This is a genomic window from Aeromicrobium flavum (assembly GCF_007992115.1).
GTDB classification, from domain to species: domain Bacteria; phylum Actinomycetota; class Actinomycetes; order Propionibacteriales; family Nocardioidaceae; genus Aeromicrobium; species Aeromicrobium flavum.
On record NZ_BJZQ01000011.1, the window covers coordinates 1 to 14,148 of the forward strand.

At 73.0% G+C, this 14,148-nt stretch carries 11 protein-coding genes; 4 read left to right on the top strand and 7 right to left on the bottom strand.

The window, feature by feature from the left end:
- Both AFL01nite_RS10765 and AFL01nite_RS10770 read left to right on the top strand, forming a co-directional pair.
- On the top strand, positions 1 to 1,081 hold a 1,081-nt coding region (locus tag AFL01nite_RS10765; protein WP_146827685.1), incomplete at its 5' end, for a PKD domain-containing protein.
- 100 nt (positions 1,082 to 1,181) lie between these two features.
- Complete coding sequence (locus tag AFL01nite_RS10770) at positions 1,182 to 2,453, top strand: hypothetical protein (protein WP_146827686.1); 1,272 nt, start codon at positions 1,182 to 1,184, stop codon at positions 2,451 to 2,453.
- On the opposite strand, the gene AFL01nite_RS10775 is transcribed toward AFL01nite_RS10770, so the two are convergent.
- From AFL01nite_RS10775 to AFL01nite_RS10790, 4 genes are all read right to left on the bottom strand, one after another.
- Positions 2,446 to 3,099 carry a hypothetical protein gene (locus AFL01nite_RS10775; RefSeq protein WP_146827687.1) on the bottom strand — a complete coding sequence of 218 codons (654 nt, stop codon included), beginning with the start codon at positions 3,097 to 3,099 and terminating at the stop codon, positions 2,446 to 2,448. The two genes, AFL01nite_RS10770 and AFL01nite_RS10775, sit on opposite strands and share 8 nt — an antisense overlap.
- A gap of 75 nt (positions 3,100 to 3,174) precedes the next feature.
- Positions 3,175 to 4,344, bottom strand: a complete 1,170-nt coding sequence (locus AFL01nite_RS10780) for a glycosyltransferase (protein WP_146827688.1) — start codon at positions 4,342 to 4,344, stop codon at positions 3,175 to 3,177.
- On the bottom strand, positions 4,341 to 5,363 hold the full coding sequence (locus AFL01nite_RS15625; protein ID WP_186813917.1) for a glycosyltransferase: 1,023 nt from the start codon (positions 5,361 to 5,363) through the stop codon (positions 4,341 to 4,343). Before AFL01nite_RS15625 ends, AFL01nite_RS10780 begins: the two co-directional genes overlap by 4 nt.
- The gene (locus AFL01nite_RS10790) at positions 5,360 to 6,577 is read right to left on the bottom strand and encodes a glycosyltransferase (RefSeq protein ID WP_186813918.1); all 1,218 of its coding nucleotides are present in this window, start codon (positions 6,575 to 6,577) and stop codon (positions 5,360 to 5,362) included. Before AFL01nite_RS10790 ends, AFL01nite_RS15625 begins: the two co-directional genes overlap by 4 nt.
- A 98-nt stretch (positions 6,578 to 6,675) precedes the next feature.
- Here AFL01nite_RS10790 and AFL01nite_RS10795 point away from each other — a divergent pair, with 98 nt between their 5' ends.
- The gene (locus tag AFL01nite_RS10795; RefSeq protein WP_186813919.1) at positions 6,676 to 7,641 is read left to right on the top strand and encodes a glycosyltransferase family 2 protein; all 966 of its coding nucleotides are present in this window, start codon (positions 6,676 to 6,678) and stop codon (positions 7,639 to 7,641) included.
- Here the strand turns inward: AFL01nite_RS10795 and AFL01nite_RS10800 are convergent, their stop codons facing one another.
- The 3 genes from AFL01nite_RS10800 to AFL01nite_RS10810 are packed head-to-tail and all read right to left on the bottom strand — an operon-like array spanning position 7,642 to position 10,462.
- Positions 7,642 to 8,520, bottom strand: coding sequence for a hypothetical protein (locus AFL01nite_RS10800; protein ID WP_146827692.1), 879 nt, complete (start codon positions 8,518 to 8,520; stop codon positions 7,642 to 7,644). It abuts the gene before it with no gap.
- A 56-nt stretch (positions 8,521 to 8,576) separates the two neighbouring features.
- Positions 8,577 to 9,707, bottom strand: a complete 1,131-nt coding sequence (locus tag AFL01nite_RS10805; protein WP_146827693.1) for a DUF1972 domain-containing protein — start codon at positions 9,705 to 9,707, stop codon at positions 8,577 to 8,579.
- An 11-nt stretch (positions 9,708 to 9,718) separates the two neighbouring features.
- A complete protein-coding gene (locus tag AFL01nite_RS10810; RefSeq protein WP_222593499.1) occupies positions 9,719 to 10,462 on the bottom strand; it encodes a CDP-alcohol phosphatidyltransferase family protein in 744 nt (247 codons plus the stop codon).
- 178 nt (positions 10,463 to 10,640) lie between these two features.
- Between AFL01nite_RS10810 and mfd the strand changes: the two genes are divergently transcribed.
- On the top strand, positions 10,641 to 14,120 hold the full coding sequence (mfd, locus tag AFL01nite_RS10815) for a transcription-repair coupling factor (protein WP_146827695.1): 3,480 nt from the start codon (positions 10,641 to 10,643) through the stop codon (positions 14,118 to 14,120).
- Positions 14,121 to 14,148 lie beyond the last annotated feature (28 nt).

Sequence of the window (14,148 nt, forward strand, 5' to 3'; positions counted from 1 at the left end):
CACCGCGACGGATGCGACCGCTGCGCTCCAGGCACCCGGTGCGGTCGGTGTGTGGGGCACACTGCCCGCCGCCGGATCGGCTGCCGCACCGCTCTCGATCAAGTGGGACCAGATCACCGCGATCGACCCCACCGTCGTGCTCGAGGAGCCGGAGGAGCCCGAGGAGCCGACGCCGAACGTCGCCCCGGTCGCGGACTTCAGCTGGTCGGCCTCGGGCCTGACGGCGGCGTTCACGTCGGGCGCGTCAGACTCCGACGGGACGATCGCGTCGCATGCGTGGGACTTCGGGGGCGGTGCGACGAGCACCGCGACGAACCCCTCGCACCCGTTCACCGCGGCGGGGTCGTACCCGGTCGAGCTGACCGTGACCGACGACGACGGAGCGACTCACTCGGTCACCAAGACCGTCACGGTGACCGCGCCCGAGCCGGAGGATCCGGAGCCGGCCCGGCTGCTGGGCAGGGATGCGTTCGAGCGGTCGGTGACGGGGTCGTGGGGCACGGCTGACGATGGTGGTGTCTGGTCGACGCCGGCGTCGGCGCAGCGGTACTCGGTGTCCGGTGGTGCGGGTGTGCTCGCGCTGCCGGCGGGTGGGACCGTGGCGGCCACGTTGGGTGAGGTGGAGTCGGCGAACACGCGGGTGACCGGGGTGTTCTCGGTCGACAAGCTGTACGAGGCGACGTACGTGTCGTTGGTGGGTCGCAAGGTGGGCAGCAACGAGTACTACGCCCGGTTGCGGTTGGCCGCGGACGGCAGTGTCCGGCTGAACCTGTTGCGCAACCCCGGAACCATCGGGGTGGGGACGCAGTTCGTGCCGAACCTGACGATCGTGCCGGGGGAGAAGTACCGGTTGGCGATCGAGGTGACCGGGTCGGGCACGACGACGGTCCGGGGCAAGGTCTGGAAGGACGGTGCGGCCGAGCCTGACTGGCAGCGCACCGCGACGGATGCGACCGCTGCGCTCCAGGCACCCGGTGCGGTCGGTGTGTGGGGCACACTGCCCGCCGCCGGATCGGCTGCCGCACCGCTCTCGGTGAAGTGGGACGACATCACCGCGATCGACCCCACGGTCCCGGAATGACCGGCGGGTCGAGCATCGGAAAGTGAGCGACGCCCCGGCGCCGCGGAGCTAGGGTGGAGTCCGCTGGCCTCGACATCGCGGGTCGGGGGAGGAGGCGCCGGTGACGCGACGCGACGCTGCGCGCAGGCTGTCGACCTTCCCGGGCGGGACGGCCGCGCGCGAGGTCGAGCTGGTGCACCTGCTCGCCCTGGCGCTCGTCCTGCTGACGGCGCTGAGGGTGCCGCTGCCGCTGGGGGTGCCCTCCGCGTTGGTGGTGGGGGTCCCGCTGCTGCCCATCACCCTCGGCGCGCTGCGTCGCTTCCGCTTCATCCCGCTTTTCGTGGTCCTCAGCACCGTGGCGGCGCTCTGCGGCGTCCTGCTGACGATGCACCACGCGGCGGACGCGGGCTGGGACTCCTCCATCCTGGTCGCCAACACGGCGCGCCTGTTGGCCCTGGCCGTCGCGGTCGTCAGCCTGCTCTGGGCCAGGACGGTCCTCGGGCTGCGCACCGTCATCCTGGTCTTCGGCCTCGGTGCGCTGATCAACGTGGCGCTCGTCGGCGGCATCCATCCGGGCAACCCGTGGAAGTTCTCGCTGTCCGTCCCGGTGATCCTGCTGGCACTCAGCCTGAGGGGGGTGTACGGCAACCGCACGCGGGAGTTCCTCGTGCTGGTGGTGCTCACGGTGATCTCGGCGATGAACGACTCGCGGTCGGCCGCGGCCATGCTCATCATCGCGGCGGCGATCGTCCTGACGCAGGGAGAGCGGAACCGGGACGGTCGGGGGTCGCGGCGCCGACTCGGCGTGGTGCTGGTCCAGCTCACGGCGATCGGGCTCGGTGGCTACTTCGCCGTCCAGGCGGCCATCCTCGAGGGGGCCCTCGGTGAGGCCGCCCGGGACCGCACGGTCGCCCAGTCCGAAGCCGCCGGATCGACGCTGCTCGGCGGCCGGCCGGAGATCGGCGCCAGCATCGCCCTGATCGAGGCGCATCCGCTCGGTCTCGGCGCGGGCACCCTCGTCAGCTACGACAACCTCGTGCTGGCCAAGGAGGGCATGCGCACGATCGGGTACGACCCGAACAACAACTACGTCGAGGTCTATCTGTTCGGCCGCACCTTCGAGGTGCACTCGGTCGTGGGCAACCTCTGGATCCATTTCGGCCTCGCCGGGCTGGGCGTGGTGGTCATGATCGCCCTGATCCTGATCCACGGCCTCATGGTCGTGTCGTCGGACAGGGTCGCCCGCGGCGCGGTGGTCTACCTCGCCCTGAGGTCGCTGTGGGACCTGCCGTTCAGCCCGTTCTACACGTCTGCGGCGACCCTGGCGCTGACGCTGGCGGTGAGCGCCGTTCCGGCCGCGAGGTCCGCGGACCCGGTCGAGAAGCTCAGCTGAACCTGCCGACGAAGCGCGCCACCGGCAGCTGCGGGGCGAGGTCGACCTCGAGGGTCACCCGCCTGCGGTCCTTGCGGTCGATGTCGAACAGGTAGACGCCCGAGGCGGATCTGCCCGCCGGGATCGACGTGGGGAGGGGACGCCCCCCGGGCTGGCTCAGGATGTTGGCCGGGACGAGGTCGTTGCCGTGGTAGGCGTTGACGACCGCGAACCGGGTGTCGAGGAGGTCACGGGTGCGATTGGTGACCCGGAGGGTCACGCGGACGGCCGGCCCGGCCGTGTCCTCGGGCAGGACGGCCTTGCTCCTGACGGACTCGATCCTGACGACGCGCAGACTGATCGCCTTCGAGAGCTTCGCCGTGCCGTCGGGCTCGACGGGATCGAGAGCGGTCCGCTCCCCGGCGGGGTCGGTGGCGACCGGCGAGGGATCGTCCGTCGGCACCACGGCCGACGGCTTGCCGGAGGCGGGGGCCTTCGACGGCTCGGCGGTGGTCGCGGAACCCTTCGTCGCGTCGGCGTCATCGTTCGCGGCGTCGCCGGCGGTGACGGCCCAGATCCCCCAGGCGAGCGCGGCGACGACCACGAGGGCCACGAGTCCCAGCAGCCAGGGTCGTGCGGCGCGGGGGCCGTCGGAATGGTCGCTCATGTGCTTGCTTCTTCCTCGCGGCCCGGTGCTGTTCGCCTCCCAAGTGTAGGTGGCGAACGGCGCGCGCGGACCCGATCAGCGCGGTCCGCCGGTCCCCTCCCCGCGGGAGGGGGACAGGCCGACCGCCTCCCGGATCTGCCGGCGGTACCGGTCGGTTCCGAAGCGCTCCAATGCCTCCGTGTGACCGTTCTCGGCCAGCCTCCGCGCGAGGGCCGGGTCGTGCGCCAGCGTCGAGATCTGCTGCGCCAGGGAGTCGGCGTCGCCCGGGACGGCCAGCAGGCCGGTGGACCCGGCGGTGACGATCTCCGCGAGTCCCTGCGTGTCGGAGGCGACCAGCGCGCGCCGGGCGAGGAGCGCCTCGACGGCCGTGTTGCCGAAGGGCTCGACGCGTGAGGGGACCAGGACGACGTCGGCGCGTTCGAGAGCGGGCCACACCGGGTTGACGTAGCCGTGGAAGGCGACCCGGCCGTCGAGGTCCGCCGACGCCGCCAGGTCGCGCAGGTCGTCGACGAACCACTCGTACCCCTCGAACACCGAGCCGTACACGTCCAGGGTCACGTCGATGCCGGACCGGGCGAGCCGGGCGGCCGCCTCGAGCGCGACGTCGATCCCCTTGCGGGGGGAGAGCCGCCCCACGACCACCAGCGCGAGCGGATCATCGGGCCTGCGCTCCCGGGCGGGCGCGGGAACGGTGGGTGGTCCGGGGACGCCGTTGTAGACGACCTCGACCCGGCGGCGCAGCACCGGCAGGACGTCGGTCAGGGCGCGCGCCGAGGACCGGCTGTTCACGATCAACCGCGTGGCCAGGAGGTTCGGCAGGGCCAGGAGCGTCCGGAACGCCTTCGCCCCGTCCTCCTCGGCCTCGTGCACGTGACAGATCGTGGGCCGGCGCATCGCCCGGCCGGCGGCCAGCCACCAGGGGATGGTGATCGTGTTCACGAGGACGAACTCGGGATCGAGGCGTCGCAGGAGCGCGGCCACGCGCGGGAGGGCCGCGAGCACCTCGGCCAGCAGGCGGGCGAAGCGCAGCGGGTGCAGGGCGGACTTCCGCAGCACCGGGAACCGCATCGTGAGGACCTCGGCGCCACGCGCCCGCAGCTCGCCGACCAGGGGTCCGGGGCCCGGCAGTGCCACGACGACGTGGCGGCCGGACTCGACGAAGGCCTCGACCGTCTCCAGCAGCTGCAGGTCGGAGCCGTACAGGTCGGCGGACGGATGGGCGACGAGGATCGCCGGGGCCGTCACGTCGGGCCACCTCGCCCCGTCGCCGCGAGGAACGCCCGGAGGTGGGCGCGTCCGGCGTCGGACCAGTCGCGCGCCGCGAGGTTCGGTCGGTCCGACGCGTCGATGGCGGCCGCGGCGTCGAGCGCGCGGGCCAGGTCGGAGGCATCCACCCGGTCCTCGAAGAGGTGGACCCATCGGGCACCGACCTCCGCGGCCAGCGCCCGGTTCACGGGGGTGTCCGGGACGAGGATCGGGCGGTCGAGCGAGAGGGCAGCCAGGGAGACGCCGGAGTTGTGCATGTGCAGGTACGGCATAACGACGAGCGAGGCGCTCGAGAGCTCCTCGACGAACGCGGCGTCGTCGACGTACTCCAGCCGCAGGCTGATCCGGGGGTCCTGCTCCGCCAGCGACGTGACGGTGTCGGCCAGCTCGGTCGTGGAGGGCTGACCGGTGACCCGCAGCGTCGCGCCCTCGTCGTCGAGATCGTGGAAGGCGCGCAGCAGGTCCTCCACGCCCTTGTACCGGCGGATGAGCCCGATGTAGCCGATGCGTCCGGGGACGGCGGTGGCCCGGGGGAGGCGCGCGTACCACTCCCGGTAGTGGCCATGGGGGATCGTCTCCACGACGCGGCCGACCGGGAGGTCGGTCGCGTCGTTCAGCCGGATCTGGACCCGGGTCAGCCGGTCGATCCAGTCCAGGAGCCGGTGGTCGTACCAGGCCAGGCCGCTGGGTCGATGGAGGTTGTGCGTCGTTCGCACGATCGGGGTGCGCGTCAGTGTCAGTCGCAGCAGGATCAGCGTCGTCAGCGCCCGGCGGGCCACACGTCCCTCGAGCGAGTGGCCGCCGAAGAGGTTCTCGGGCCAGTGGAGGTGCAGGAGGTCGTAGCCGCCGGTCAGCGCCCGCCGGGCCGTGAAGGTCGAGACGGTGAGGCCCTCGGTCGCGCGCAGCGCCGCGTCCACCTGCGTGATGTAGGGGTTCGTCGTGGGCTTGATCCCCGCGTACCCCTCCAGGACGCGGATCGGCCGACCGTGAGCGCTCACCGCGCGACCTCCCGGTACCAGCGTCCGACCACCGCGGGGAGTCTCTCGCGCGACCAGCGGTCGTGCGGCGTGCCGCCGTGCTCGGCCGCCGCGCCCAGCTGCTCGGCGAGATTGGCCACGATGTCTCCTTCCAGCGGAGCGACGTACGCATTGCGCTCGGCGAGCGTCGCGGGTCCGCCCAGCGGCAGGCAGACGACGGGGCAGCCCAGCGAGCTCGCCTCGCCCGCGACCCACCCGGCCTGGTCGTGCATGGACGGGAACAACAGCGCGTCGGCGCGGACGAAGGCGTCGAGGACCTCGGTGCGGGGACGGTGCCCGTGGAAGGTGACGCGGTCGTCGATGCCGAGCTCGCGCGCCAGGGCCTCGAGCGCCGGACGCTCGTAGCCCTCGCCGAACACCTCGAGTCTCCAGCCGGCGGCACGGGGGTGGGCGAGTGTCGCGAGGGCGAGGCGTCCGCCCTTCCAGGCGAGGAGCCGGCCGACGAAGACCGCGAGGTGGCCGTCGTCGCTCCGCCGCACGTGAGGACGGTCGACGACGGCCAACGGCTCGAGGGCGGCGTTCGGCTCGACCTCGACCCGGCGGCTGTCGCCGAACCGCTCGGCGACGCCCGGGTTCTGTGCCACCACGAGCGACGCCCGCGCGGCGATGCGGTCGCCCCAGAGCCGTCGCGGCAGGCCGGTGAGCGCACCGCGGACGGTCTCGACCACGGCGCCCCGGGCACCGAGCCAGCGGCGGAGACGGCGCACGGGCACGGCGGTGGCGCCGCCGACCGGACCCCAGACGAGGGGAACGTCGGGCACGGCGGTGAGCGCGGTGGGCAGCCAGTCGTTCGCGAAGGTGACGTGGTGGAGGACGTCGAAGCCGACCTCGTCGTGCGTCCGCCGGACCACGCGGCGCAGCGTCCACTGCCAGAAGCCGTAGTAGACGTAGATCCCGAGGGGCAGGGTGCGGATCCGCTGCACCCAGGCCGGCAGGTCGTGATAGATCAGCGTCACGTGCTGGGCCAGCTCGGTGTCGGCCCGCAGCGCCGACTCCATGGACTCGGCGAGGCGTGGCCGCGTGAACACCCAGACGTCATGCTCCTGCGCGGCCGCCAGGGCGAACGCCCATCCGGCGCTCTGCTCGGGCTCGTCACCGGGGCCGCATGCGGCGGCGCCCAGGGCGACGCGCAGCCGCCCGGCGTCGCCCGACCCGGCACGGGGCTGGCCGCTCATGTCGGTCTCCTGCCGGTCAGTGTCGCCATGCTGCCGCGAGTGTAGTGGGCTCGCGCGACTTGGTGAACAGGACGCGATTTGCGCTCTACCCTGACGCCATGAGCGATGCATCCGGCGTGCGTGACCTCGACGTCGTCGTGGCCGTGGTGACGTTCCGGCGCCCCGAGCAGGTGGCGGAGCTGGTGCCCGCGTTGCTTCTGCAGCTCGACGATCTCGCTCAGGAGGCGAGTCGGACGCGGCTCACGCTCCTCGTCGTCGACAACGACCCGGAGCGCTCGGCGCACGCCGTGGTCGAGCGGTTCGACGATCCTCGCATCCGCGTGGTCGCCGAGCCGGTCCCCGGCGTCTCCGCGGCGCGCAATGCGGCCCTCGGGGCAGCGGACGAGGCCGATCTCCTGGTGTTCATCGACGACGACGAGCGACCCCACCCGGGCTGGTTGCGGCACCTGCTCCGGACGAAGGAGGTCACGGGCGCGGACCTGGTCAGCGGGCCGGTGGTCTCGATCCACGACGGCGACCTGGACCCGTGGGTGGCCGCCGGCGGGTTCTACGACCGCGAGCACCGGTCCGGACTGGTCACCGGCGCCCCGATCACGCACGCCGCGACGAACAACCTGCTCGTCGACCTGCGCACGGTGCGTGCCGCCGGCGTGCGGTTCGACCCGGGTTTCGGGCTCACCGGTGGCGAGGACTCGCTGTTCACGGGCACCCTGGTCCGGGACGGCGCGCGGGCCGTCTGGTGCGCCGAGGCCCGGGTCGACGACGTCCTCCCGACGGAGCGGACGACCCCGCGGTACGCCGTGGACCGCACCGTCTCGCTGGCCAATGCGGCAGCACGCGTCCGGCTGGCGCTGGCCACGAGCCCCCGGCAGCGGGTCCGGGAGCGGGCGACGCTGGGGGTCAAGGCGGCCGTCCGGCTCACGACCGGCGCGCTGCGGCACGGGTGGGGGCGCCTCACCGGCTCGGAGCGCCACGCGGCCCGGGGCGCCCGCGCGATGGCTCGCGGCCGTGGCGAGGCCATGGCGGTGTTCGGTCATGCCGAGGCTCCCTACGCCCGTTCCTGACTACCCCGACGCACCGACGCGGGCGACGAGGTCGGCGATCTCGGGCTCGCCGAGGCGGGCGACCTCGATCAGCCGTGCACCGTCGCGGCGCCAGATGCCGGCGCGCGGCTCCGGCGACGCGACTCCCGCGAGGCGGGGGTTGTCGACGATCATCAGGTGCCCGCCCTGCGGGAGGCTGTCGCGCACGGACGTCAGGGCGGAGCCCAGCTGGGCGTCGGTGAAGTAGAGCCGGCGGAGCAGGTTCGCGATCTTGATGACCTGCGGCTGTGGTCCGGGCCACACCGCGAAGACGTCGTGGACCCGGTAGGTCACCCGGGGGTCCTCGGCGATGAGGCGGCGCGTCTCGGGGTTGAGCAGCAGGACCTCGTGGCCGGACGCGACGAGCCGGTCCCGGCCACGACGGATGAGCGGCGCGTAGAGACCCCGCACGGCGCGAGACAGGTGCGGCCAGGCGGAGAGGCGCCGGCCGCCCACGAGGACGCAGGTGCCGTCGGCGTCGAACAGCAGGGTGTGCCGGCCGACGTCCACGGCGCGCAGGGTCAGGAACAGGTCGGCGATGACGTACTCACCGAAGTCGGGCAGCCGCCGCACCAGGTCGACGCTGGTCGAGCCGTCGGACGCGCCGATGTCGACGATGCGGGCGCCGTCGAGGGGAACCGTCTCGATCAGGAGGTCGTCGGGGCCGGTGTGGCGTGCGGCTCCGGTGATCTTGATCGTGCCGCCGACGTAGATCGATGCCATCGCCTCCCGGAAGGCCTCGGGGGTCGCCGTCTCGTCGAGGATCGTCAGGGGGTCCTGGCGGAAGAAGCGCCGGGTCGGACCGACTCGCTCGAGCGCTGCAGGCCAACGACCGCGCACGGGCCGGATGGGTGCACGCATGCCCGCATGCTAGCGAAGCGGCTTCGGAGCCGTGGCGCTTTCGCTTGCGCTCCGCGTCACGTGCTCCGGCGCCTTCCGCTCGCCGTCCGGCGGGTCGAGGAGCCGTCGGCGAGCCGGGCCGCGAGGGCGAGGTAGCCGTCGGTGACCGCGTCCCAGGAGTAGCGGTGCCGGACCCGCTCGCGGACGACCTCGGCCGTGGCGACGGCGCCCGGGACGTCCCCCTCGACCGCGACGAGGGCCGGGGCGAGCTCCTCCGGCGTCGCGAAGTACCGCGAGTCCGAGCCCAGCGACTCGGCGTTGAAGCTGACGTCGAACGCGATGACCGGGGAGCCGGCCCCGATCGCGCGGAGCAGGGACGGGTTGGTGCCTCCGACGCTGTGGCCGTGCACGTAGGACGCGGCGTTCGCGTACAGGGCGTCCAGGAGCTCCTGGTCCCACACGCCGCCGACCAGCCGGATGCGGGGGTCGCCCGCGGCGATCGCCTCGATCCGGGCCGTGTACTCGTCGGCGTACGGAGCCGAGCCCACGACGACGAGCGGCAGGGTCGCCGCGCTGTCCGCGTAGCCGCGCACGATCTCCAGCACGTGGTTCTCGGGCTCGAAGCGGGCGACGACCAGGTGGTAGCCGCGGTCCGTGAGCCCGAGCTCGGCGATGCGGGCGGTGTGCCGGTCCGTGAGGATCGGGGCGCCGTAGACGAGCAGGTCGGTCGGGGCGCCGAACTCCTGCGTGTAATAGTCCGCGATCCCCTGGGCGTCGGCGATCAGGGCGTCGGCCCACCGCACCGAGAGGGCCTCGGCCGTGCGGTAGTACCGACGACCCGCGCCCCCCCACTTGGCGCGCTTCCACTCGAGGCCGTCGACGTGCACGGCGACCGGCAGCCGGCGGAGGCGCAGCAGCGGCAGGAACACCGCGTTGGCCGAGTTGAAGACGAAGGCGGCGTCGTGGCGACGCCGGGTGGCCAGCACGTGGAGCACGGACAGGAAGGTGTGGCTCAGGGTCTCGAGGGCCTTCTTGCGCGCGGCGGGCAGGTGCACGAGCGTCATGCCCAGGTGCTCGGCCGGTTCGCCCTCGGCGCCCCGGCAGTAGACCGTCACCTCGTGCCCACGATCGGCCATCCGCCGGCCGATCTCCTCGATCGCGGTCTCGAAGCCGCCGTATCTCGCGGGCACGCCGCGGGTGCCGATCATGACGATCCGCATCAGCGGGTCCCGGAGTCGAGGGCGCGCAGCTCACGCCACCACTTGACGAGGGCCAGGGCGAGCATCGCCGCGCACGCGGCGAGCACCAGCGTCCACGCGACCCGGAAGCCGGCCTCCCAGCCGAGCAGGACGAACACCCAGCACTGGAGGCCGTAGTCGGTGGGCAGGATGAGGAACCGGCGCACCGGGTGCTCCGCGGGCAGGCTCGCCGGGTCCACGGGCGCTGCCGGCGGTCGCAGGGTCGGCATGAGGATCAGGCCGAAGTAGGTCGCCGCGGCCACGAGGGTGAAGCCCAGCGGCACCAGGAGCCAGCCGTCCGAGGGCAGGTCGAAGAAGCGGAACCAGCACACGGCGACCGCCAGGTGCAGGCCCAGGGTCTTGAAGCAGTCGATCGTGTGGTCGAGCCACTCGCCGGCCTTCGAGCCGCCGCCCCGCAACCGCGCGAGCTGGCCGTCGACCGAGTCCATCACGTAGCCGGCCGCGAGCAGCACCGCCACGAGCACGCCCGACCACCACGTCGGATCGACGAGCGCCAGCACCGCGATCCCCGCCCCCGAGAGGAGGGCACTGACGACGGTGGCCTGGTTGGGCGTGAGGCCGAGGCTGTTCATCCACGCGGCGACGAGGCGGCCCGCCGGCCGGTTGACGTGGCGGGAGTACGCGGCCGTGCCCCGGGCCGGCTTCTGGGCGGAGCGCAGCGCGTGCAGGCCCGTCCGGAAGTCGATGCGAGTCGTCTCGGTCAAGGTGGCGCCTCTCCGCTGTCGCGCGTCTGCGGCGCGAACGTCGCGCGTCAGCCTAGTGCGGCCGGGTACGCCCTGTCCTCGGCTTGCGGCGGCCCGTGACGGGAGGGACGGCGGCGGGGCGATCCGTGGCCGGTGACCGGCGAGCGACCATGGGCGGTGGCCGTAGTCTTGACAGGCCATGGCCCAACCTCTTGTGACGGCGTCCGTCGCCGCCGAACCCCACCTCGCATCGTTCGTCTCCGCCGTGCGGGAGGGAGCCGAGACACTGCACCTGACGGCGCCGGCGCCGCTGTACCCGTTCGTCACCGCGGCACTCGTGCACGACGCCGCGGTCGTCGTCGCCGTCACCGCCACCGAGCGCGAGGCCGACGACCTGGCGGCCGCGGTGGGGGCCCTGATCGGACCCGAGGCCGTCGCCGTCTTCCCGGCGTGGGAGACCCTGCCGCACGAGCGCCTCTCGCCTCGGTCCGACACCGTCGGCCGGCGGCTCGCCGTCCTGCGCCGGGTGGTCCACGGGGGCGACCAGCGGCCGCGCGTCGTTGTGGCGCCGGTGCGCTCGATCCTGCAGCCGCAGGTCAAGGGCCTGGCCGACCTGGAGCCGGTCGAGCTGCACGCCGGCAGCGAGATGGAGCTGGACGAGGTCGTCCGGCGGCTCGCCGACGCGGCGTACACGCGGGTCGACCTGGTCGAGCGGCGCGGTGAGTTCGCGGTGCGCGGCGGCATCGTCGACGTGTTCCCGCCGACCGAGGACCACCCGCTGCGCGTCGAGTTCTGGGGCGACACCGTCGACGAGATCCGGCGCTTCGCCGTGGCCGACCAGCGCACGCTCGAGCCCGTCGAGCGGCTGTGGGCCCCGCCGTGCCGCGAGCTGCTGCTGACCGACGAGGTCCGGGCGACGGCCGCCCGGTACGCCGAGCGTCATCCCTCGCTGGCCGAGATCTTCACGAAGCTCGCCGAGGGCCACGCCGTCGAGGGCATGGAGTCGCTCGCGCCGGTGCTGTCGGGCGAGATGGAGCTCTTCGTCGACCTGCTGCCGGCCGGGTCCGTGGTGCTGGCGACCGACCCCGAGCGCATCCGGGCCCGCGCGGCCGACCTGTTCGCGACCAGCGAGGAGTTCCTCGCGGCGTCCTGGGCCAGCGCCGCCGGCGGTGGCGAGAGCCCGATCGACCTGGGCTCCGCGGGGTTCCACGAGCTGGACGAGGTGCGCACCCACGTGGCCGGGCTCGGCCTGCCGTGGGCCGAGGTGTCGCCGTTCGCGCTCGACGCCTCGCGCACGATGGACGCCGAGGCGGCTCCGCAGTACCGCGGCGACCTCGAGGCGGCCGTCGCCGACATCGTCCGCTGGCGGGGCGAGGGGCGGCACCTGGTGTACGTCGCCCCGGCCCACGGCCAGGCCCAGCGCGCCGTGGAGCTGCTCGGCGAGCGCGACATCCCGGCGGTCCTCGTCGACCGCGCGGACGGCGCCGACGTCGCCGGCCAGCGCGTCGTCCAGGTGGTCTGCGCCGACCTCGACCACGGCTTCGTGTCGGAGTCGCTCGGCCTCGTGGTCCTGACCTACGGCGACCTCGTCGGACAGCGCGCCCCCGAACGAGCCGCGCGCTCGATGCCGGCGCGCCGGCGACGCCAGATCGACCCGCTCGAGCTCAAGCCGGGCGACCCCGTGGTGCACGAGCAGCACGGCGTGGGCCGCTACGTCGAGCTGGTCAACCGGGTCGTGCACGGCGCAGCCCGGGAGTACCTCGTGCTGGAGTACGCCGCGAGCAAGCGCGGCCAGCCCGCCGACAAGCTGTTCGTGCCGATGGACCAGCTCGACCAGGTCAGCCGGTACGTCGGCGGCGAGTCGCCCTCGCTCGACCGCCTCGGCGGCGGCGACTGGGCCAGTCGCAAGAGCCGCGCCCGCAAGGCCGTGCGCCAGATCGCGGACGAGCTGATCAAGCTCTACGCCGCGCGGCAGTCGACCCAGGGCCACGCGTTCGGTCCCGACACCCCGTGGCAGGCCGAGCTCGAGGACGCCTTCGCGCACATCGAGACGCCCGACCAGCTCTCCACCGTCGACGAGGTCAAGCGCGACATGGAGCGCACCGTCCCCATGGACCGTCTGGTGTGCGGCGACGTCGGCTACGGCAAGACCGAGATCGCCGTCCGCGCCGCCTTCAAGGCGATCCAGGACGGCAAGCAGGTCATCCTGCTCGTCCCGACCACGCTGCTCGTGCAGCAGCACTACACGACGTTCGCCGAGCGGTACGGCCAGTTCCCGGTCACGCTGCGGCCGCTGTCGCGGTTCCAGACCGAGAAGGAGGCCAGGGCGACGCTCGACGGCCTGGCCGACGGCTCGGTCGACATGGTGATCGGCACCCACCGGCTGCTGCAGCCGGGCGTGAAGATCAAGGACCTCGGCCTGGTCATCATCGACGAGGAGCAGCGCTTCGGTGTCGAGCACAAGGAGGCGCTCAAGCACCTGCGCGCCGCCGTCGACGTCCTGAGCATGTCGGCCACGCCCATCCCGCGCACGCTCGAGATGGCCGTCACCGGCATCCGCGAGATGAGCACGATCGCCACCCCGCCCGAGGAGCGCCACCCCGTCCTGTCGTTCGTGGGTCCGTACGAGGACCAGCAGGTCACGGCCGCGATCCGGCGCGAGCTGCTGCGCGAGGGCCAGGTCTTCTACCTGCACAACCGCGTGCAGAGCATGGACAAGGCGGCCGCCCGCATCCGTGACCTCGTGCCCGAGGCGCGCGTCGCGGTGGCCCACGGCCAGATGGGGGAGGCCCGCCTCGAGGAGGTCATGGTCGACTTCTGGGAGAAGCGCTTCGACGTGCTCGTGTGCACGACGATCGTCGAGTCCGGCCTCGACGTCTCGAACGCCAACACGATGATCATCGAGCGCGCCGACACGCTCGGCCTGTCGCAGCTGCACCAGCTGCGCGGCCGCGTCGGCCGCAGCCGCGAGCGCGCCTACGCCTACTTCCTCTACCCGCCGGACAAGCCCCTCACCGAGACGGCCCACGACCGGCTGGTGACGATCGCCCAGCACTCCGAGCTCGGCGGCGGTATGGCGGTGGCGATGAAGGACCTCGAGATCCGTGGCGCGGGCAACATGCTCGGCGGCGAGCAGTCGGGCCACATCGCCGACGTCGGCTTCGACCTGTACATCCGGCTCGTCGGCGAGGCGGTCGCGGAGTTCCGCGGCGACGCCGAGCCCGAGAAGGAGGTCAAGCTCGAGCTGCCGGTCGAGGCGCACCTGCCGCACGACTACGTGCCCAGCGAGCGGCTCCGGCTGGAGATGTACAAGCGCCTCGCCGACGTGCGCGCGACCACCGACATCGACGAGCTGCGCACCGAGCTGCAGGACCGCTACGGCCCGCTGCCCGACTCGGTCGACACGTTGCTGCTCGTGGCGGCGCTGCGCGTCAAGGTGCGCGCGGCCGGCCTGACCGAGGTGACCTCGGCGGGCTCGAACATCCGCTTCACGCCGGTCACGCTCAGCGAGTCGGCCAAGCTGCGGATGAACCGGATCTACCCCAAGAACCTCTACAAGGAGGCCGTGAAGGTGCTGCTGGTGCCCGCGCCGCGCCAGGAGGGCATCGGGGGCAAGCCGCTGCGCGGACGCGAGCTGCTGGAGTGGGTCGGTCGCGTCGTCGACACGATCACCGGGTAGGCCCGCAGCAGGTCGCTGCGGGCCCCCG

Bases quoted from the DNA above. Each gene is read 5' to 3' on its own strand.
- AFL01nite_RS10775 (WP_146827687.1), bottom strand. From the start codon at position 3,099: ATGAGCGACCATTCCGACGGCCCCCGCGCCGCACGACCCTGGCTGCTG.
- AFL01nite_RS10790 (WP_186813918.1), bottom strand. From the start codon at position 6,577: ATGAGCGGCCAGCCCCGTGCCGGGTCGGGCGACGCCGGGCGGCTGCGC.
- AFL01nite_RS10795 (WP_186813919.1), top strand. From the start codon at position 6,676: ATGAGCGATGCATCCGGCGTGCGTGACCTCGACGTCGTCGTGGCCGTG.
- AFL01nite_RS10800 (WP_146827692.1), bottom strand. From the start codon at position 8,520: ATGCGTGCACCCATCCGGCCCGTGCGCGGTCGTTGGCCTGCAGCGCTC.
- AFL01nite_RS10805 (WP_146827693.1), bottom strand. From the start codon at position 9,707: ATGATCGGCACCCGCGGCGTGCCCGCGAGATACGGCGGCTTCGAGACC.
- mfd (WP_146827695.1), top strand. From the start codon at position 10,641: ATGGCCCAACCTCTTGTGACGGCGTCCGTCGCCGCCGAACCCCACCTC.